Source organism: Staphylococcus condimenti (assembly GCF_001618885.1).
Lineage (GTDB): Bacteria > Bacillota > Bacilli > Staphylococcales > Staphylococcaceae > Staphylococcus > Staphylococcus condimenti.
This window is the reverse complement of the sequence record NZ_CP015114.1, coordinates 2,434,113-2,455,037: the sequence shown is the minus strand read 5'-3', so window position 1 is coordinate 2,455,037 and position 20,925 is coordinate 2,434,113. Positions and strand designations below refer to the sequence as shown.

Below are 20,925 nucleotides of genomic sequence, written 5' to 3'. Positions count from 1 at the left end.
CGTTAAAATAAGTATAAGCATAATTAAGAGAGTTAGCAATAGAAACATAAATATTAATACAAAAAAATGTATAAAACCAACAATTATAATACACTTTTGTTTTAATGATAATGATTCTAATTGTTGCTATCACTCTTTTTAGACAACTTCCCTCTTTTAAAAGCAAACATGCATTTTGCATAGAGCTCACTATTTCCATAAAAAAAGAACCGCTTCTCAATTGAGAGAAACGATTCTGCATATTTACTACATTTTTCTTAATACATAGATGAAATAAGGTGCACCGACAATTGCAATAATGACACCGACTGGTATATCTAATGGAGGATGGATACCGCGTGCTAATGTATCACTGACAATAATTAAAATTGCACCTACCAAACCAGACATCGTAATAATATGGATATGTTTATGTCCGACAATAGTTCTCGCTATATGCGGGGCAATTAATCCTAAGAAACTTAAACCGCCTACTACTGCAATAGAAGAACCTGCAAGCATTACTGCTAAAATCAACATCACCATTTTAACAGTTCTGACTCTTGTACCGAGAGCTGTTGCAACTTGGTCACCAAGATGAATAATATCTAGTCGCTGTGCTAAGAATAAAATCAATGGTACCGTCACAATGAACCACGGTAAAATCGAAAGAACATGATCCATATTACGGCCAAATAAACTACCAGTCAGCCACACGAGTGCTAGATTAGCTTCGAGCGGGAAGCGGATTAGTAAATATTGAACCGCTGCCATACAAATTGCACCGATTGCTAAACCGATTAAAGCCAGATTAGATCCTTGTACATCTTTACGTGCGATTAAATAAGATAAGATTAAACTTACCACTAATGCACCAATGAAAGAAGCAACAGGTAATGCATAAATAGGTGCTTTAGGGAATAAAATCAACACAGTTACTGCTGCTAAACTTGCACCTTTTGTAATACCGATTACATCTGGAGATGCTAATGGGTTTCTGACAACACCTTGAATCACTGCACCTGAAATGGCGATACTGCTTCCTACAAGCAAACCGACAAGCATACGCGGTTCTCTGTATTCATTAATAATAAAATCATCTTGCATAATCAATCCTTTAACAGCTTCAAGCGGATTGACAAAAACAGCACCCACTGAGAGTGAAAATAAAGAAACAATAATTAATATCGCAATGACAATAAGATACTTTCTACCTATGTTCTTCGTCATACGCGCTTCACTCCTCTCAATGTTAATGATAAGAAGTAAATTGCACCAACGAAGGAAGTTACAATACCTACCGGCGTTTCAAATGGATACGCAATTAATCTGCTGATGACATCTGATAAAAGTAATATTGCAGCACCAAATATCATCGTTAGTGGAATAATTACAAAGTAGTTATTTTGCGTATAATATTTCACAATATGCGGAACAATTAATCCAATAAAACCAATCGGACCTGCAATTGAAACAGAAGCACCTGCAAGTACAATTACTAAAATACCAAGGATGAGACGTGTCAATTTGATATTTTGTCCTAACCCTCGTGCAAGCTCATCACCTAATTCTAAAATTGAGATATTACGAGCCATTAATAATGCGGCGATAAACGCAGCAATTAACCAAGGCATTATCGAAAGTACATCTCCCCATTTCAAGGTAGATAAAGAACCGACCAACCAAAAATAAACTGTTGTTGTCGAATCTTCATTCAGTAAAATCAATCCTTGCGTCAAACTCGTAAAGAATAAATGTACCGTCATCCCTGCCAATGCTAATTTAACAGGTGTCATACCTTTGGTCGAATCAGACAGCATATATACAATACTTCCGCCAATAAAAGCACCGACAAATGCAAGCAAAGTAGAGATAGGTGTTAAAGCTGGAAACATAATTGTTATTACAACAATCACAAACGAAGCACCTGCGTTCACACCAAAAATTTGAGGTGAGGCAAGCGGATTTCGTGTCATTGCCTGCATGAATAAACCAGCTACAGCTAAAGCAGCCCCAATAAACAAACCGCCAATCATTCTCGGCATGCGTAAATTATGTATAACTAATGTGTTTTTCGTATCATGATGCCATATCAAATAATCTGCAATGTCTTTCAACTTCATATTTGTTGTACCGACAGTCAAATTGAAATACATCACAATAAAAAGAAAACACACACTCCCTACAAAAAGGAGCGTGGTGCGTTTTCTTTGTTTCTTTTCAATTTGGCTGTGGTCAGGTTGTGTACTCATAACCATTCACCTTCTCTAAATTACTTACTGCTTTGATCGTTTTCATGTTCTTTAGAAAGCTTCACTAAATCTTTAGCAAGTTCTTCTGAAGAAATCAATCCGCGTGATCTAGACCACGTACTGCGGTCTGCAGTGTATACACGATTATGTTTAACCGCATCGATAGTTTTCCAAACTTCATCGTTTTCTTGTTTATCTAATAATGGTTTATCTTTTTCATCAATCATGATAAACATTTGTTGCGGGTTCACTTTAGCTAATTGCTCAGTTGACATTTTCAAGTAAGGACCATTCATATATTTTGGTAAATCTTTAGAAGTTCCTTTATTTAAAGCTTCTTTAAATCCTAATTGATGGAAAATTTGTCCAACATAAGATTTATCTGAGTGTGCCATGATATCAGATTTTGTAATAACTGCTGGTAACGCACTTAATTTTTTATCAAATTTAATATCTTTAGCGTAGTCATCCATTTTTTCGTTATGTTCTTTCAAACGTTTATCGCCTTCTTTTTCTTTACCTAAAGCTTTAGCGATTGTTTTGAATGCATCGATATTTTGTTTATAGTCACCATCAAAACTTGGCAAGAAAATTGTTGGTGCAATTTTGTTTAATTCTTTTTTAATACCTTTATGACGTTGTTGGTCAGCAAGAATTAAGTCTGGTTTTTCTTTGCTGATTACTTCTAAGTTAGGTTGTTTACGTGTTCCAACTGATTCATATTTACCGATTTTTTCGCGAATAGGTTTGATAATACGATCTGGTTTATTATCATCAGCGACGCCAACTGGTGTCACACCTAATGAAGCCAAAGCATCTACGAATGAATATTCTAATGCTACAACGCGTTTCGCACCTTTTTTAACTTTTGTTTCTCCACCGTCATTTTTGATTGTGATTGTATCTTTAGAATCTTTTTTGCTAGATTCTTTAGATTTATCACTATTACCATTGCCACATGCTGTTACAACAGTTAAAGCTAATACTAATACAAGAATACCAAGAAACTTCAATTTATTCATTTCTCTGTCTCCACTCCTTTATATTGGTAGATGCTGCTGATACGGCAAATGAAATTGCTTGTTCAACTCGGATGTCGGAAAGTGCCAAGTTTCAAATATGTAAGCGCAGAAAGAATTCATAAATCATATATCATTTCATTTGCTGTTCATTCTTCCATCTTTACTTATAATACTATTGATAACGATTCTCATTGTCAACACTATTTTTCCATTTTCTCAAAAAAACCGAGCATTATCGATGCCCGGTTCTTCATGTAATATTTATCATTCTATATTAATTATTTAATTTTATTTTTTCTTCTGAAGTCTGAAATGTATCAACCAGCATTTGAACGCCCGGTTCTCTGATATATTCGTGCGGTATCGTATTTTGATACATGCTGTGTGCTAATGCTTGGTATCCTAATTTGAAAGTGATTGTATCTCCTACTTTATGGAAATCGGAATTCTTCAAATCTACCATTAAGTGATCACTTGTTGCTCCCATTATTCTCACATTATCATACATTGGAAAGATATCTTTTGTCACAGTATCAATTTGTCCAATATCCAAGATAGCTTGTAAATAAGAAACATCTTTAGTTGTATCAATACGTGGTTTGATTTCAATAATCTCTGCATTGAGTGTAATCGCATCTTGGAATAAGTAATGAATCGGTTGCTGGTCCACTGTATTGACCCCGCGGAACAGTGATTCTCCGACACGCAAATCATTGATACGGCCGAATGTACAATAATCAAGCAGCGGCAATGCACTTGAGTTGCCGCCTGAAATCATTTTCAATGGATAACCTGTTTTCTTTTCTACAGATTGTATAAATTGATTAATCAGCAAGATATCTTCTTCTGTTGGCGGTATATCTTGGAAACACATAAAATTAAATGCTAATCCAGCAAGACAAATATGTTTCATACGCATGATTTCATTAATATATTCTGGAATATCATATGTCAATACTCCTTCTCTGCTGTCTTTCCAGTCCACCATTAATAAAATTTTATGCTTTTTATCAAGGGAAGCTGCAATGTCATTGATAAGGCGGATTGTTTCAATATCAGTTTGAATACTGATACTTACTTTTGATACCATTTCTTTTAATTCACGACGGTTTGGCGTGCGAATCATCATATAAGATAAATCTTCGTCACTCAATTTATCTATATTTGAAAAACGTGCATCTCCTACGTGATGAATACCTAATTGTTTTAATGCTTCAACAATAGATCGATCTCCTGCAATGCATTTAATAACGGGAGTGATGTCTAGGCCGCGTTGTTCTAACTTATGTTTTAACATCAAAGTATTATATTGAATTTTAGCTAAATCTATTTCTAAGTATGCCATCGAACTCACTCTCCTTTCCATAATGGGTTAACAACTTCTGTATTCACATATTTTTTCACTTTGCCTTCCATTCTCATGCGCATTAATGACTTAACTTTCATTGTAGGTGCAAAAAGTACTTCATTTAATACTTGCGCATGCGGTTTATTAGGATCGATTGCATTGAGTGTAATATGACGGATAATTTCAAATAACTCATCTTCCTCGATACAATCGTACTGTTGAAAATGATAAATTAATTCACCCATCTGATTTTGAATGACCGCATGTTGAAACTTCGCAATCACATCTTCAATTTTTTCAGCAATCAGGCTTTGGTTTTCAATAACTACATTCGGTATCTTGTCTTCTAATGAAGCTAAATCAATACGAGATCCGCCCAAATCTCTGACTGCAAATGCCATTCTGTAATCTTTACCCAATTTTACAATTGTGTTTTGCATATGTGCTTCTAAAGCAATGCCGTAATCCTGAATATATGCAATGAGCGGCGGTATCAAAGTATGTGCATAAACCGTCATAAACTGCTTAATTGTATTTTTAGAAATTTCATTATCTACCCATTCTAAATAACTATCTACAATGGTATGGTCATCAATCGGGTTAGGATTTACTAGGCTTGCTGTTACAACCGCGACACCTTCTCCATCAATAAATGGTTTTTCTCGCACAATATAAGCCAGCTGTCTAGCTTTATCCGCTTCAACATTCGCATACAGTCCATAAGGCTCTTTAGCAATTTTAAGTTGCGGAAAAAGATGCAGCATATTTTGTAATTCATAACTTAATTTAGGTCCATCAATCGTCGTCACAGCAGATACAGTACGAATCGCACTCGTTGCTTGTACTTCAACAGGCAATTTAATATGATACGGATGATTAAGCAAGGCCATTGTTCTAAATGATAAAGTTGCTTTCGAAGGTAAAACAACAGGCGTCGGAATCAAACGTCTGTCTGCAATCCAATCTTTAAAGCGCTCTATGATAACATGCTCATATTGCCATGGATGCACAATCACCACATCATAATCTTCTAATTTTAAATTCAATGCTTTAACAAAGTTTTTTAAACGCTGCTTTTCATCTTTTAATACTTCATTCAGCATAAAATCAGGATCAAGAGAAGCTGAAGTTGCAACGGCATCTTCTTTTCTAATCAGCATCACTTTCAGTGGGATGACCTTTTCAAATTCTGGTGCATAACGCTCCACTTCTTCATTTGTTAAAGGCAACTTCGTTTTTGATAAGGGATGTGTCGGGTGTCCTTCTAGTGCCAAACTTTCTGAATAAAGTAAATCATTCATTTCATCTAATGTATTCATATGCTGCATCCAGGCGAAATAATTAAGGCTCACCGGCATTCTAGAAAACTTCATACTGTCATGAATCAATTTACGTCGCTGATTCATTTGCGCATAAGTCAGATCAAACCCGCGTCTGCTGTGAATCAATTCTTTTTCTAGACGTTTTGGAATTTGAACATCAAAATCTTCTTCTAATATTTTTAATAATTGTTCAAGTGTTTGCACACTTTCTTTTTGGTCTCTGATTTGAAAAGTCAGCGGTCCACTCATCGTAAAACGTTTAAACGCTGCCTCGCCAGAAATTGCGACAGATAAAATCCGACCTTTATATTGAACTTCTAAATAATGATTTGAAGTATTAACTCTCGTTCCTTCTGGAAATATATTTTCTTTGATCATCGCATTAAAAACACGATGCTGCATATTAATATCTGCACGTTGAATGGTTGTTTGTATCATACTACACTTCCTCTATTCTTCATTTCTTTGATACCAAAGAATATTACTGCAACTACTATTGTACTGACACCCATTGTAATAAAGGTCGGAATAATCCCAATCCACTCTGTCAAAGCACTCATAATTACTGAACCTAATGGAATCATACCGCGATCCATCATCACAATACTCAGTATTCGTCCTCTGCGGTCATCTTCAATATGTGTTTGGAAATAAACGCGATTTGTTGTCCTTGCACATTGACTGAATAACCCAATAAGGAATATAAATCCAAAGAGCAATATTGTATTCGGCATAATGACGGCTATTAAAGCAAGACCAAATAATATTGAACTTAGATAATACACATTGATTGAGTAGAAAAATTTCAATATTTTAGGCAATAATAAGGTTGCGGTAATACCGCCGATTGCACTAAATGTCATCGCCATACCGAAGACTGAAGCTTGACCCGGAAAATTCAAACTGGTTAAAACGGGTAAAAGCGTGGTATAAGAGAAACCAGTTGCCATGATAATTAAAGATGTAATAAAAATATTAAATCCTTGTACATGGGTTTTAAAATAATCCGCTACAATTGCAAATGAGAATTTAACTTCCTCTTCTTTATCAGGTGCTGCAACTTTAAAATGCAATGGCAGACATAGCAGTGCTGCTAGGCAATACGCAATCGTTTGCGCTAAGAATGCATATTTAACATTCAACGCTGCAATAATGGCACCAGCTATCGCAGGACCAATTGAACGGCAAATATTTATAATAAATGAATGGTACGAAACAGCCTTAACAGTGCTTAGCGAACGAGACAAGTCGGGTAAAATCGCTTGTCTGATTGGTGTCTCTACAGCATTGAGTATGCCTCTCCCACAGGCATAAATCAATATAATATATATAGGCAATTCCCCCATTTTGAAACTAAGAAAACATAAGATTGCAGTTAAAACGGTTGATGAAGTGATGGTAATACGAATTAACACACCTCTGTCATATTTATCTGCAATTGACCCCGCCCAAATACTTAAAAAAAGTATCGGGATGAGTCTTACAAAATTCACAAGTCCTAAATAAAATGCATTATGATATGACTCATATACATACCAATTTAACGCAATTTGACCAATCCAGTTCCCCAAAAACAGAAGGAATGAACTTGGAAAAAAATACTTTGCCATTTTTTATTCCACCTGTCTTTTTAATTGATAATGATTATCATTACCGATATGATGGATTATACAAATCTTTGGTAGTTTTGTAAAATATTTATTGAAGAGGTGTACTATGAACAGTAATATAGAACCACAAAATATAAATTCTTTAATTCTTACAAAAGAAGAGCAACATGCATTTGATTATTTATCTGCACATCATCCAAAATGGGCAGAAGCCTTTCAATCTGTCTTATTACAAGCAAGGGACCTAGTTTCAAAACGATTGATTGTTTCAATTTACAGAGAAGATATGGTCGGACAAGGTAAAAACAGTGAGATTCTTTCAAATGATATGCTTTCTTTTGAACTATCTTCTCCCACAGGTAAAGTAATGAAAATGACTTGGCCTAAATCAAGCAAAATATTATATGCACCGATCAGCGGTTTTCATGCATTTGACCGCATTGATATGGAAGGTCCATTTTATTTTTCTGACCTTAATGGCGGTGAAAATGTTGAACGTATTTTGCATCCTGAAGAAATTCTCGATGTCATTTTAACAGATGCACCTGAATATAAAGGGGCTGCAAGCGACCAGTTCAGCGATGATGTGATGAACAGTGCTGCCAATATGGCTATGGCATTAAGTTACCAACATTTAGCTTTAAAAGATGAAAATCGTGCCATGTTAGAAATCATTGCTGATAATATTGATAGCTATCTGCGTTCTGAACAAGCTGTGGTAGAGGGGCATCCGCTTCACCCTGGCGCAAAATTGCGCAAAGGCTTAACTCCAGAAATGAATTTGCAATATTCATCTGAGTTCCATCAATCGCAAAACTTAAAATTTATCGCAATACACAAAACATTAGCGCGCACACAAGCACTCGGACATACATACAATGCAGTGATGTTTGATGCGTTCCCTGCTTTAGAACAAGCATTCAAGCAAGCTTTATCCAACGACCTGCAAGCAGATTATCAAGTGATGGTCGTGCATCCTTGGCAATATGAGCAAATTCTGCATCGTGATTATCAAGATGAAATCGCACGCGGTTTAATTAAAGACATTGACTATAACACAGAATATTATGCAGGATTATCATTTAGAACATTGATGCCCAAATCACCAATACTGACACCGCATATCAAATTATCGACGAATGTGCATATCACAGGTGAAATCCGTACACTGTCTGAACAAACGACATTTAACGGCCCGCTGGTGACAGAAATCTTGCAAGATATTATGCAACGTGACACTTTATTCCAAAATATCAAAACCGATACAATACCAGAAGTTGCGGGTATCCATTTCTATGACTCATCTGATAAAGGCGAATACCAAACAGAGCGTAGCGAACAACTTGGTTCCCTTTTACGTACTAACATTTACACTTTAGCAAAAGACAATACAATTAATCTCATTCCTTCAAGTTTGATTGCTTATAATCCGAAGCAAGGAGAAGCAGTTGTAAATTCATTAATTCATCGTGCACAGTTTGCAGGACAATTTGATAGTTTTGAACAAGCTGCACGTGCATGGCTTTCTGATTATGCCAAGTCCTTATTAGATATGGTGATTCCATTACTCGTAAAATACGGTATTGCTTTAGAAGCGCACCTGCAAAACGCCATTGCTTCATTTAATCAAGACGGTACACTCAATCGTATGTTCATTCGAGATTTTGAAGGATTACGTATTGACGAAGCACAGTTGAATCGAAGCGGTTATTCTACAGAGCATTTCCATGAAAAATCACGTATTTTAACTAACAAACCGACATCTGTATTCAATAAAGCATTCTATTCTACTGTGCAAAATCATTTAGGTGAATTGATTCTAACAATTGCCCAACATACAGATAACAGCATTCAATTTGAAAATGCACTTTGGTCAGAAGTACGTATTCTCATTCAAGATAAATTTAAAGAAATGCGTGAGTCTCATGAAATTGATGAAGCACGTTTAAATGAAATTGAATCCATTTTCTTTGATGAAAAAATTGATTACAAATGCGTCACAACTATGCGTTTAGAAGACGAAGCACATGAGTATACTTATGTGAAAGTCGATAATCCGTTGCATAACAAAAATTAACAGCATTAAAGACGCCTACAAATAAAAATAACCCTATAAAGCAATTGCTAAAAGGTAAAGGCTTTATAGGGTATTTCTATGTCTAAAAAAAGTGATGAACATGCACTATGCTCATCACTTAATAAAATATTATGGATTATTCTAATCCTTTATTTTGGTTTTGTTGCTGTTGTTGATTATTTTTTTGTTTTAATTCAAATTCTTTACGTGTTAATACATCATCAACACGCATATTCACTTCAACAACTTGTAAACCAGTCATATGTTTGACTTGTTCTTTAATTAAGTCAGTTACTTTTTGGAAAATTTTCGGAGCTGACTCACCATATTCTAAAACTACTTTTAAATCTACAGCAGTTTGTTTTTCTCCAACTTCAACCGACACACCTTGTGTCACATTTTCAGTACTTGAAAATTGATTGCTTAGGCTATCTACAAGGTTACCTTTTAATGACAGAATACCTTGTACTTCACGTGCTGCAATCCCAGCAATTTTTTCAATAACTTCATCTGAGAAAGTTAATTTATTATGGAATTTAGGTTTTGAATTTTCTTGATTTTTTTCTTGTTCAATCGCATCTACACCAGTTTCTTGATCATAAGCTTGTTTTGCTTTTGTATTATCTACAGCCATAATTTTTATTCCTCTTTTCTTTTAAAATTTTTCTCGCAGCTTGCTTGCATTTTATAAAAGAGTTTAACTCCACCGATTTAAGAAATTTAAAAATTCTTGTCTACGGTCTTTAATGTACCCGATACCTATGCCGATTAAACATAGCACCACAATGAGTACCGTCTTCCAAAAACCGAGTGTTAAAAATAAAATCGCAATAATCAGAAACACTAAAAATCCAATAATTCTTCCAGCATAACTTTTTATAAAATTAATGACATGCTGTGTTGAATCATTTGGCTTTTGATTGTTATTCGCCATGATATCCCTCCTTATAGTACTCTTGGACTTGATGGGCTTTTTTGATCTTTCACATTGACTTCCAGTTTGCGAATCGGTACCTCAGAAAAATATTCAACTTTCTGTTTAATATCTTTTCGTACACTTTCGGTCAACGTTTTGGCATGCGTATCGTCAGGCAAGAAGAAATCCGCTTTAATGTCTATGTAGGATTTTTTCTTTTTACTGTAGCATTTTGTTACTACGTTCGGTTGCATTAACTGTTCATATTGCGCTAACGTATCATACACAACTTTATCTATTGATTTTCTGGAAATATAGATATGTCCGTCTTTATAAATTTTATAAAGCCCTGGTTTGCGATGGGTTGGCGCAAATAAACTAAATACTAAAATCAAACCGAGTAGTATGAGCAGCCCGGATAACACAAAGAGCACCGGCAAGAACCAAGCAAATGTTAATAATTGTTGTCGATATGTTGCAATCTGCGGTACTTGAGGCACTTTAACAACCATAAAGACCAACATGCCTACTACTACGACAATGAGCAAGCCTAAGATGAAATTCTTCAATCTTCTCACAATGCAGCACCTCCTCATTCCAAATACTTAATTTTCTTATATTTTAAAACTACCCTCGTAAATATGTTAGAAAACTCATTAAGTTAAATTTATTTAATTTTTATGTATAAACGAAAAAGCATAAGCTCTTGACGAACTTATGCCTTAACTTTATTATTTTTCTGGATTTTTCTTATACAGAATTTCACGATATGTCTGTTTCGAATTATGATACCTCGGTTTTTCTACAGCGAGCGCTTTAAATAATGACCACATCATCAATATAATCACAATCGAAAACGGCAGCGCAGCAATGATTAATAGATTTTGTATTGCTTGTGTGCCTCCAGTATAAATCATAATTAAAGCAAATAATGCTAAAATGACACCCCAAGACACTTTTACAACAGAAGCTGGATTAATACTGCCGTTTGAACTCAACATACCTAACACATACGTTGCAGAGTCAGCTGATGTCACAAAGAAAATCATAATCACGACTAAAGTGACTAAACTTAAAATAAATCCAAGCGGATAATGTTCCAGTGTCGCAAAGGTTGCTGTTTCAGTTGCTTCTTTCGCGATATTAGCAATATGATTTTCTTGCAAATAAATAGCAGATGCGCCAAATACCGCAAAGAAGAAGAAACATACTAATGCCGGCACAAATAATACGCCTAAAATAAATTCTTTAATCGTACGTCCTCTCGAAACACGGGCAATAAAAATTCCTACAAATGGCGCCCATGAAATCCACCAAGCCCAATAGAAGATTGTCCAGTTCTGCATCCACTGGAACTTCTCTCCGCCGTTTTGCGGAATACGCAAACTCATTTTAAAGAAATTAGCAATGTAATTACCTAATGAGTTAGTAAACATATCTAGAATATAAAGCGTAGGTCCTACTGCGAATAATACAATTAAAACAACAAAAGCTAAAATCATATTGATATTACTTAATGTTTTAATTCCTTTATCAATACCTGACCAAGCACTCCAAGTAAATAAAACTGTAGAAATAATTACAATAATCACTTGCACACCGAAATTAGAAGGCACTTTAAATAAGAAGTGCAACCCTTCGTTAATTTGCAAGGCGCCGAACCCTAATGTTGCAGCTACACCAGTTACCGTCGCTATTATCGCAAGAACATCAATCATACCGCCAAGCGGTCCGCGCATTCTTTTCTCTCCAAGCAGCGGCACTAACGTCGCACTTACTAAGCCCGGATAACCTCTATGGAAACTGAAATATGCAAAAACTAATGCCACAATGCCGTAAACAGCCCAAGCATGAATACCCCAATGGAAAAATGCAAACTGCATGGCATCATCAATAGCAGCTTGTGTACCCGCTTTATGTATTGGCGTTTTGGTAAATGCATGGCTGATAGGTTCTGCAGTCGTCCAAAAGACTAACCCGATCCCCATGCCTGCGCTGAACAACATCGCAAACCATGATTTTAAAGAAAACTCAGGATCTTCTCCCTCATCACCTAAGGTAATATTAGAATATCTAGAAAATAAAAGATACACACATACAATTAAAATAACGAGCACTAGTAATAAATAATACCAAGTAAAATTTTTCGCAATAAATGTTGTAATTTGTTGCGTACCCGTTTCAAGCTGTTTTGGAAAAATTGCACCAAAAGCGACAAAAATCGTGCATATCGCTAAGGCAAACCAAAATACTTTCGTCATTTTTTTCTGTTTCATAACGAAAAAACTTCCCCCTATTAAGTTGATGTCTTATAATTACCCTCTTTTAAGTCATCGAACCTTTTAAAACATAGATTCAACATTTCACCACACAATGTAGCATATATCTGACTTTAAAATAAAAAAGCTCAACCCTCAAAATAAAGAGTTGAGCCTAACTGATTAATCTTCTTCCATATTAATAACTAGTTTACCAATCATACTGTGGCTTTCTAATTTTTCATGTGCTTCATATAACGTATCAGCTGTTAGACCATCAATTACTTTGGTCACTGTTGGTCGATAAGCGCCGCCTACAGCTTTATTAGAAATATCATTCAAGTAACGATGATATTTAATCACATCATCATCATATAATGCACGTGTATACATAAATTCGTGCGTAAATGTAATGCTTTTATCTTTCAAGAGATTCAAATCTTGCTTTTCTTCAAACGCTACAATGGTTGCAATATGACCTCTTGGTTTAACCAGATCTATCATTTTTTCATAATATAAATCAGTATTGAAAGTACAGAAGATATAATCAATTTGATCAACACCATGTTGTTTTAATTGAGCTTTCATATCTTCTTTATAATCCAGAACCAAATCGGCTCCCATAATTTCTGACCATTCTTTCGACTCGTTACGTCCTGCCGTTGTGATGACACGTAAACCGTATTCTTTAGCAACTTGTGTCGCAATACTGCCGACACCGCCAGCACCATTAATAATTAATAATGTTTTATCTCTGTTATTATCAGGATTAGATGAAATACCGAATACATCAAATAAAGTTTCATAAGCAGTTAAGCCAGTTAATGGTAAACTCACCGCTTCATTATTCGTTAAATTATCTGGTTTGCGTGCTACATAACGCTCATCCATAATTTGATACTGCTCATTTGAACCATCATAATTAGGCGAACCTGAATAAAACACTTCATCACCTACTGTGAACAATTCCGTTTCCGGACCTGCTGCTACAACCTCACCTACCGCATCAAATCCTAAAATTCGGGGCGGATTTTTAACAGGTGATTGACGAATCTTTGTGTCTACTGGATTGACACTGATAGCATTTACTTTAATTAACAATTCGTTCTTTTTTGGAATAGGCTGGTCTTTTTCAAATTCATAAAATAAATTTCCTTCTGACAAGGAAAATGGTTTATCTGCACCGATTGCTTTCACACTACCACCTCATTAATCTAAAATATTTGAAACTTTAATAACTTGCTTACCGAAGTTTTCACCTGTAAATAAATTTCTGAATGCATGAGGAACTTGATCAAATCCATCTGCTACAGATGTTTTTGTTTTAATTTTACCTTCTTGTACCCATTGTGCAAGTTGTTTTCCAGCACTTTCAAAGTTTTTCTCGAATTGCATTACTAAGAAACCTTGCATTAAAGCTTGATTTTTAATTAAAATCGGTTGAATCGCTGGTTCATAAGATACTTCTTTATCATTATACTTAGAAATCGAACCGCAAACTGGAATTCGTGCAAATGTATTTAAGTGTTTGAAGACTTCATTTGCTACCGTTCCGCCGACATTTTCAAAATAAACATCCACACCATCCGGCACAGCTTCAGCTAATTTATCAGCATAATCATCACGTTTATAATCAACCGCGTGATCAAATCCTAATTCTTCAACTAAATAACGATTCTTTTCTTCTCCGCCTGCAATACCGACCACTTTAGCACCTTTGATTTTTGCAACTTGTCCAACAACTGCACCGACTGCACCAGAAGCTGCTGACACAACAACCGTTTCACCTTCTTGAGGTTTTCCGATTTCAAGCAAACCATTATAAGCCGTTTGTCCTGTCATTCCTAAAACACCTAAATATAAATACGCCGGCACATCTAATTCAGGTACTTTTCTAATATTTTTCGCATCAACTGTCGGCAACGTCGCCCAAGGCATCATTCCTGTTACAATATCGCCTTCGTTAAAATCACTGGCATTAGATGTTTTGACCTGTCCAACACCTAAACCGACAACCGGTTCATCAAGTTGAAATCCATCAATATAAGAATTTGTTGATGGTTTCATTCGATTTCTCATATAAGGATCTACAGAAATATATGCTATTTCTACAAGTACTTCACCCTCTTTTGGCTCTTGTACCTCAACATCTTCAAATCGAAAATCATCATCTTTTGGTATACCGTCTGGATACTTTGCGAGTACGATTTGCTGATTTTGTACCATCATTACATCTCCTTGTTCATATTTAACATACTATTTACATTGCCGTTTTATGAAAAAACTAATCTTATTCTTTTACTTCCATAAGAAATCAATCAGCTGCTGAGCAACTTTAGGATTTTCATGCAATTGACTGTGTTGACCGCCTTTTCCTTTAATCATTACTTCTTTGTAACTTTTAGTATTGCCTTCTAATAAATACCGCAATGATTTTGAAGATGCATTCGTTACACGTTCATCACTATTCGTGCCATCTTCAACATTTCCATAGATATTTAATACTTCTACTTTAGGGTATGTTTTATTTTTTCTGAGATTTAATAAATCAACAAACTCATCAGTCATTCTGTTCGGTTTGCCATCTTCATTCAACTCAACTTTTCCCGGCTCATCATTAATGCCGATGATACCATTGAAAGTACCCGCAATATTTACTTCTTTATGCAGTGTCGGCAAATCCGGGTTATTGCTGTACTGAAGCATATAATATGAAAACGACAAATTACTCATAGAATGTGTCACCATATTGAATTGATCAAACTGATACTTCTGCTGCAATGCATTTAAAACATTTTTAATCCATAATGCATTTTGCTTATAATCTCCATTTTCATTGTCCCTTAAATTAACCAATACAACTGGATGCTTTTCATTTTCAGGTATCTTTCCTTTTAAAGTGACATGACCATTAGGCGTAACATCAGCTACAATTGGTTTTTTCGTAATCTTTTCTTTTTCAATTTGATGCGCAAAGTACTTTTCTGACTTTATACTTCCGCCATAGCCGTGCATCAATAAAGTCGGCGTTCCGATAGATTTGTTTGTCGTGTCATGATTACTTTGATGGTTCCCATCCATCATATATTTAGCAATACCTAAAATCCCAAGAATAATTGCTGCAATCATCAGGATAAGCGTCGTTTTTTTACTAGGTTGATCTTGTTTATCCATCCTTCATTCCCCTTTGTCTTTTCTTTTCAATTTAGAGATATTTGAATTAAGTATAGTTGTTTCAAGAAGACTGCGCAATTTGTATGTATAGAAAAAACGAATGAGCCAAAGCTCATCCGCTTCTTCTTGTTCATCATTTATTTTTATTCTTCAGCAACTTGCACAACTTGTTTGCCGAAATTTTGGCCAGTAAACAGATTTTCAAATGCTTTTGGTACTTGATCAAAACCTTCTGCAATAGACGTCTTAGATTTAATTTTTCCTTCTCTTACCCACTGGGCTAATTCTTTAGATGCACGTGGGAAATCATCTTCAAACTGTCTGACAATGAATCCTTGCATTAAGGCTTGATGTTTAATCAAGATAGGCTGGATAGCCGGTTCATATTCAGGCACATCAGCATTATACGTCGAAATCGCACCGCATACTGGAATGCGCGCAAATGTATTTAGATGTTTAAAAACTTCGTTTGCGACATCCCCGCCGACATTTTCATAATAGACATCTACACCGTCAGGCAAGGCTTCAGCTAATTTTTCCGCATAATCCTCTCGTTTATAATCTACCGCTTCATCAAATCCAAGTTCATCGATTAAATAACGATTCTTTTCTTCTCCGCCTGCAATACCGACCACTTTAGCACCTTTAATCTTCGCAATTTGTCCTACTACAGAACCCACAGAACCTGATGCTGCAGACACCACTACCGTTTCGCCTGCTTTCGGCTTACCGATACATAATAACCCGTGATATGCTGTTTGTCCTGGAGATCCTAATGTACTCAAATAAAGATACAAAGGTCCTGCAGGGTCTTCAATTTTCTGTAATTCTTTGCCATCCACTGTATTATATAAGCGCCAAGGCATTGCACCTACTACAAAGTCGCCCTCTTTAAAATCAGGATGTCTGGATTCTGTCACTTTACTGACCATGCGTCCTACAATAGGTTCATCTAATTTAAAAGAAGTAACATATGGGTCATGTTTACACATACCATTTCTTAAATACGGATCCATAGATAGATAAATCGTTTGGACTGCAACTTCATTCTCTGCAGGTTGCTGTAATTTAATATCTTCATATCGAAAATCATCTTTGGTTGGCATTCCTTCTGGAAACTGTGCTAAAACAATTTGTTGATTTTCAACCATATCAACATCTCCTTTACATTTTTTAGTGCTTATCTCTTCCCTGAATTTAGATAAATTAAAAGACTGCGCTTGAGTGTGAGTGCTCAAACACAGTCTGATGTATATATTTTTTATGTGAGAAGTTCATTTAATTTTTATATGTGCGGTTCTTAAAGAAAAAGTAATTGATATATGAAAAGGATAAGCTTTTCACTTATTTTCTATTTAAATATTTTTCAATGTAGAATGCAGATTCTTCAATAGATTTGTATTCTGTGTTGATAACAGTCGCATTAAATTTTGAAAAGACCTCTTCTGCATAGCTGAGTTCTTCTTTAATACGCTGCAAACTGTTATAGTTTGCTGAACCTTTCATCCCCAACACACGAATACGTTCTGTCCGGATATTCATAATGTAGTTCGGACTTGCTGTTAAACCGAATACCAGCATTTTTTTATTGAATACATCCTCAGGGATAGGTGCTTCAGGCACTAATGGAATATTTGCTATTTTATATCCTTTATTAGCAAGGTACATGCTGAGTGGTGTTTTAGAAGTACGTGATACCCCTACAATCACTGCATCAGCATCTTCCATACCTTCATACACTTTCCCATCATCATATTTAACCGAAAATTCCATTGCTTCAATACGTTGGAAATAATGCTCATCTAACTTTCTGAGTGCACCGCTTTCTCGTAATGGTGAATGATGTGTCCGGTCTTCAATAATACTTAATAAGCCAGACATATAATCCACATAAGGAATATTTTCTTCTTGGGCAAATGTTTGCCCAATGCGGTTGAATTTCGGACTGACTAACGTTGTTACTACTACCGCATTACGTTGTTTCGCTAAATTCAAAATCGTTAAAAATTCTTCTTCGCTTTTAATAAATGGAAATTTTTTAATTTCTGCTTGTTCTTCTAAATCAGGAAACTGCGTCAACGTAGCATGTGCCATCCGCATTGCAGTTTCACCGATAGAATCTGACACGATATACAAAGTTAAATTTTCGTTATTTGTTTCCACCGACCAATCTCTCGCTTTCTACCTGACTTTGTGCAGCAGCTAAAATCGCGCCTGGCACTCGGAAAGGTGAGCAAGATACATAATCAATTGCTAAATCGTTAAAGAAATGAATTGATTTTGGATCGCCGCCAAGTTCACCGCAAACTCCAATTTTAATTTGAGGGTTGCTGGCTTTTGCTTGTTCAACTGCTGTCTTAATCAATTGTCCTACGCCATCAACATCCAATGTTTGGAACGGATCAATTGTTAACAAGTCTCTATTAATATATTCACCAATGAATTTACCCGCATCATCGCGTGAGAAACCATAAGTCAATTGCGTTAAATCATTTGTACCAAAGCTGAAGAACTCAGATTCTTGTGCTAATTGACCTGCGATTAAGCACGCTCTAGGTGTTTCTATCATTGTACCAATAAGATAGTTGACTGTCTTGCTTTCTTTTTCTTCTAATTCAGAAACTGTTGTCTGAATTGTGTCTTTCAACGTTTTAAATTCTTCTACTGTTGATACAAGCGGTATCATGATTTCTGGTTTGCTTTCAATACCTTCGTTCTTCAAACGCATGACACTGCCGATAATCGCTTCAGCCTGCATTTCAGCAAGTTCCGGATATGTGACAGCTAAACGGCAACCACGGTGTCCGAGCATCGGATTTACTTCATGCAAGTCATTCAAACGTTTTTTCAATATATCCGGCTGCACATCTAATTGATTAGATACAATTTGAATTTCTTCATCTGATTTTGGAAGGAATTCATGTAATGGTGGATCGAGTAAACGTACAATAGTCGGACGGCCATTTGATAATCTGAAGATTTCTTCAAAGTCTTCTGTTTGGTATTTGCGAATTTCATTTAATGCATCTACACGTTCTTCTTTTGAAGAAGCTAGGATGAAACGACGCATTTGTACTAAACGTTCTGCACCGAAGAACATGTGCTCAGTACGGACAAGTCCAATGCCTGATGCATCAAATTGGTAGCCTGCTTGAATATCCGTTGGCGTTTCTGCATTCATACGTACACCTAAACGCGCAGCTTCTTCTGCCCATTGCATAAAGCGGTCGAATTCTTCACTATGTTCAGCACTTGTCGTTTCAATCTCACCAAGGTAAATATTTCCAGTTGAACCATCTACTGAAATCACATCACCTTCATGAATTTGTTTACCGTGATAGTTCACGACTTTATTTTCTGTATCAATATTTAAATTTGAGCATCCCGTTACACAGCATTTACCCATGCCACGTGCTACAACTGCAGCATGTGATGTCATACCGCCATGTGTTGTCACAATCGCTTCACTCGCTACCATACCTTCAATGTCTTCTGGTGATGTTTCTGGTCGCATTAAGATGACCTTTTCCCCTTGTTCAGCTTGTGTTTTAGCGTCTTCAGCTGAAAAGACAACTTTTCCTGTTGATGCACCTGGACTTGCTGGCAAGCCTGCTTCAGAAATTGCTTCTGCAGCTTCTAATGCTTTTTCTTCAAAAGCTGGGTGCAGTAATGTATCGATAGATTTCACATCAACCTTTGTCAGCGCCTCATCTTTTGTAATGACACCTTCATCTACTAAATCGACTGCAATTTTCATTGCGGCTTTAGCTGTGCGTTTGCCGTTACGTGTTTGTAAGATATAGAGTTTTGCATTTTCTATTGTAAATTCAATATCTTGCATGTCTTTATAGTGTGTTTCTAGTTTTTCAGTCACGTCGACAAATTCTTGGTATACATCTGGCATTTGTGAATTTAATGTTGCAATTTCCTTTGGTGTGCGAATGCCTGCTACTACATCTTCCCCTTGTGCATTCAGTAGATATTCACCAAACAGTTTATTTTCGCCAGTTACTGGGTTGCGTGTAAATGCAACGCCTGTGCCGCTGCGGTCACCGCTGTTGCCGAATACCATTTCTTGAACATTGACTGCAGTACCGATGTCGTGTGGAATGTCGTTCAAGTCACGATACACACGTGCGCGGTCGTTGTCCCATGATTTGAATACCGCTTCTACTGCTTCTGTTAATTGTTTGAGTGGTTCTTGAGGGAAAGGTTTGTATACTTCTTCAACATAGATTTCTTTGAAGCGGTCACTAATTTCTTTTAAACCTTCAGCTGGAATATCTGCATCTACTTCGTATCCATGTTCTTCTTTATATTTATCAAAGTATTGATCGAACGCATTCATTTGAATGCCGTATACGACTTGACCGAACATTTGCAGCAAACGTCTATAACAGTCATAAGCAAAACGTGCATCACCTGTTTTATCTGCTAATTTTTCAACGTTTTCATCATTTAAACCTAAATTTAAAATTGTATCCATCATACCAGGCATTGAAATTTTAGCCCCGCTGCGTACAGATACAAGTAATAAATTTTCATCTGATGAAAATGCTTTGCCAGTACGTTCTGAGAATGCTGCCAATTGATTATGTAATTCTTCTTTTAATTCATCTGACAGTGTTGAACCATGTTTCAAGTATTCAATACAAGCTTCTGTTGTAATTGTAAAACCATCTGGAACAGGCAAACCAAGTCGTTTCATTTCTGCAAGATTGGCTCCCTTTCCTCCTAGAAGATCTTTCATAGCTTGACTACCTTCTGAAAATGCATAAATGTATTTTGTCATTTGTAGATCACCTCATATATTTCTTTTTAATGTGTCATACTAATTATTTTAAAGTATGTCATACTGAAAACGTTTTGACAATAAAAAACATACTAATTCAAAATATTTTTCGAAAAGGTTTTCATCAAATCGTAATATTTTGCTCTTTTCGAGAGAATTATTCGTCCTTCAAGAT

17 protein-coding genes are annotated in these 20,925 nt (G+C 35.8%); 1 reads left to right on the top strand and 16 read right to left on the bottom strand.

Features of this window, described 5'->3' with window-relative positions; translation table 11 throughout:
* Positions 1-246 precede the first annotated feature (246 nt).
* The 6 genes from A4G25_RS11735 to A4G25_RS11710 all read right to left on the bottom strand — a co-directional run bounded on the left by A4G25_RS11735 (position 247) and on the right by A4G25_RS11710 (position 7,533).
* Complete coding sequence (locus A4G25_RS11735) at positions 247-1,209, bottom strand: FecCD family ABC transporter permease (RefSeq protein WP_047130820.1); 963 nt, start codon at positions 1,207-1,209, stop codon at positions 247-249.
* A complete protein-coding gene (locus tag A4G25_RS11730) occupies positions 1,206-2,237 on the bottom strand; it encodes a FecCD family ABC transporter permease (protein ID WP_174531725.1) in 1,032 nt (343 codons plus the stop codon). The genes A4G25_RS11735 and A4G25_RS11730 overlap by 4 nt, the downstream gene beginning before the upstream one ends.
* A 14-nt stretch (positions 2,238-2,251) precedes the next feature.
* Positions 2,252-3,253 carry an ABC transporter substrate-binding protein gene (locus A4G25_RS11725; RefSeq protein ID WP_047130822.1) on the bottom strand — a complete coding sequence of 334 codons (1,002 nt, stop codon included), beginning with the start codon at positions 3,251-3,253 and terminating at the stop codon, positions 2,252-2,254.
* Positions 3,254-3,527: 274 nt separating this feature from the next.
* Positions 3,528-4,598 (bottom strand): alanine racemase, encoded by a 1,071-nt coding sequence (locus A4G25_RS11720; protein ID WP_047130823.1) that lies wholly within the window; start codon positions 4,596-4,598, stop codon positions 3,528-3,530.
* 5 nt (positions 4,599-4,603) lie between these two features.
* Positions 4,604-6,361, bottom strand: coding sequence for an IucA/IucC family protein (locus A4G25_RS11715; RefSeq protein ID WP_047130824.1), 1,758 nt, complete (start codon positions 6,359-6,361; stop codon positions 4,604-4,606).
* A complete protein-coding gene (locus A4G25_RS11710) occupies positions 6,358-7,533 on the bottom strand; it encodes an MFS transporter (RefSeq protein WP_063164642.1) in 1,176 nt (391 codons plus the stop codon). Before A4G25_RS11710 ends, A4G25_RS11715 begins: the two co-directional genes overlap by 4 nt.
* Before the next feature lie 106 nt (positions 7,534-7,639).
* On the opposite strand from A4G25_RS11710, the gene A4G25_RS11705 reads away from it, so the two are divergent.
* Entirely contained in the window at positions 7,640-9,610 is a 1,971-nt protein-coding gene (locus tag A4G25_RS11705) for an IucA/IucC family protein (protein ID WP_047130826.1), read from the top strand.
* Positions 9,611-9,746: 136 nt separating this feature from the next.
* Here the strand turns inward: A4G25_RS11705 and A4G25_RS11700 are convergent, their stop codons facing one another.
* The 10 genes from A4G25_RS11700 to ppdK all read right to left on the bottom strand — a co-directional run bounded on the left by A4G25_RS11700 (position 9,747) and on the right by ppdK (position 20,750).
* Positions 9,747-10,244, bottom strand: a complete 498-nt coding sequence (locus A4G25_RS11700) for an Asp23/Gls24 family envelope stress response protein (RefSeq protein WP_047130827.1) — start codon at positions 10,242-10,244, stop codon at positions 9,747-9,749.
* Between the two features lie 63 nt (positions 10,245-10,307).
* Positions 10,308-10,544, bottom strand: a complete 237-nt coding sequence (locus tag A4G25_RS11695; protein ID WP_015900932.1) for a DUF2273 domain-containing protein — start codon at positions 10,542-10,544, stop codon at positions 10,308-10,310.
* An 11-nt stretch (positions 10,545-10,555) separates the two neighbouring features.
* Complete coding sequence (amaP, locus tag A4G25_RS11690) at positions 10,556-11,104, bottom strand: alkaline shock response membrane anchor protein AmaP (protein ID WP_047130828.1); 549 nt, start codon at positions 11,102-11,104, stop codon at positions 10,556-10,558.
* Between the two features lie 153 nt (positions 11,105-11,257).
* The gene (locus A4G25_RS11685; protein WP_047130829.1) at positions 11,258-12,802 is read right to left on the bottom strand and encodes a BCCT family transporter; all 1,545 of its coding nucleotides are present in this window, start codon (positions 12,800-12,802) and stop codon (positions 11,258-11,260) included.
* Positions 12,803-12,967: 165 nt separating this feature from the next.
* Positions 12,968-13,981: a zinc-binding alcohol dehydrogenase family protein gene (locus tag A4G25_RS11680; protein WP_047130830.1), complete on the bottom strand. Its 1,014-nt coding sequence runs from the start codon at positions 13,979-13,981 to the stop codon at positions 12,968-12,970.
* Between the two features lie 12 nt (positions 13,982-13,993).
* Positions 13,994-15,010 (bottom strand): NADP-dependent oxidoreductase, encoded by a 1,017-nt coding sequence (locus A4G25_RS11675; protein ID WP_047130831.1) that lies wholly within the window; start codon positions 15,008-15,010, stop codon positions 13,994-13,996.
* Positions 15,011-15,082: 72 nt separating this feature from the next.
* Complete coding sequence (locus A4G25_RS11670) at positions 15,083-15,958, bottom strand: alpha/beta hydrolase (protein WP_047130832.1); 876 nt, start codon at positions 15,956-15,958, stop codon at positions 15,083-15,085.
* Positions 15,959-16,101: 143 nt separating this feature from the next.
* Positions 16,102-17,109, bottom strand: coding sequence for an NADP-dependent oxidoreductase (locus A4G25_RS11665; RefSeq protein WP_047130833.1), 1,008 nt, complete (start codon positions 17,107-17,109; stop codon positions 16,102-16,104).
* Between the two features lie 193 nt (positions 17,110-17,302).
* A complete protein-coding gene (locus A4G25_RS11660) occupies positions 17,303-18,121 on the bottom strand; it encodes a pyruvate, water dikinase regulatory protein (RefSeq protein WP_047130834.1) in 819 nt (272 codons plus the stop codon).
* Positions 18,108-20,750: a pyruvate, phosphate dikinase gene (ppdK, locus tag A4G25_RS11655; protein ID WP_047130835.1), complete on the bottom strand. Its 2,643-nt coding sequence runs from the start codon at positions 20,748-20,750 to the stop codon at positions 18,108-18,110. The genes A4G25_RS11660 and ppdK overlap by 14 nt, the downstream gene beginning before the upstream one ends.
* Positions 20,751-20,925 lie beyond the last annotated feature (175 nt).

Coding starts and splice junctions, on each gene's coding strand:
- A4G25_RS11735 (WP_047130820.1), bottom strand. CDS start 1,209: ATGACGAAGAACATAGGTAGAAAGTATCTTATTGTCATTGCGATATTA.
- A4G25_RS11730 (WP_174531725.1), bottom strand. CDS start 2,237: ATGGTTATGAGTACACAACCTGACCACAGCCAAATTGAAAAGAAACAA.
- A4G25_RS11725 (WP_047130822.1), bottom strand. CDS start 3,253: ATGAATAAATTGAAGTTTCTTGGTATTCTTGTATTAGTATTAGCTTTA.
- A4G25_RS11720 (WP_047130823.1), bottom strand. CDS start 4,598: ATGGCATACTTAGAAATAGATTTAGCTAAAATTCAATATAATACTTTG.
- A4G25_RS11715 (WP_047130824.1), bottom strand. CDS start 6,361: ATGATACAAACAACCATTCAACGTGCAGATATTAATATGCAGCATCGT.
- A4G25_RS11710 (WP_063164642.1), bottom strand. CDS start 7,533: ATGGCAAAGTATTTTTTTCCAAGTTCATTCCTTCTGTTTTTGGGGAAC.
- A4G25_RS11705 (WP_047130826.1), top strand. CDS start 7,640: ATGAACAGTAATATAGAACCACAAAATATAAATTCTTTAATTCTTACA.
- A4G25_RS11700 (WP_047130827.1), bottom strand. CDS start 10,244: ATGGCTGTAGATAATACAAAAGCAAAACAAGCTTATGATCAAGAAACT.
- A4G25_RS11695 (WP_015900932.1), bottom strand. CDS start 10,544: ATGGCGAATAACAATCAAAAGCCAAATGATTCAACACAGCATGTCATT.
- A4G25_RS11685 (WP_047130829.1), bottom strand. CDS start 12,802: ATGAAACAGAAAAAAATGACGAAAGTATTTTGGTTTGCCTTAGCGATA.
- A4G25_RS11675 (WP_047130831.1), bottom strand. CDS start 15,010: ATGGTACAAAATCAGCAAATCGTACTCGCAAAGTATCCAGACGGTATA.
- A4G25_RS11670 (WP_047130832.1), bottom strand. CDS start 15,958: ATGGATAAACAAGATCAACCTAGTAAAAAAACGACGCTTATCCTGATG.
- A4G25_RS11665 (WP_047130833.1), bottom strand. CDS start 17,109: ATGGTTGAAAATCAACAAATTGTTTTAGCACAGTTTCCAGAAGGAATG.
- ppdK (WP_047130835.1), bottom strand. CDS start 20,750: ATGACAAAATACATTTATGCATTTTCAGAAGGTAGTCAAGCTATGAAA.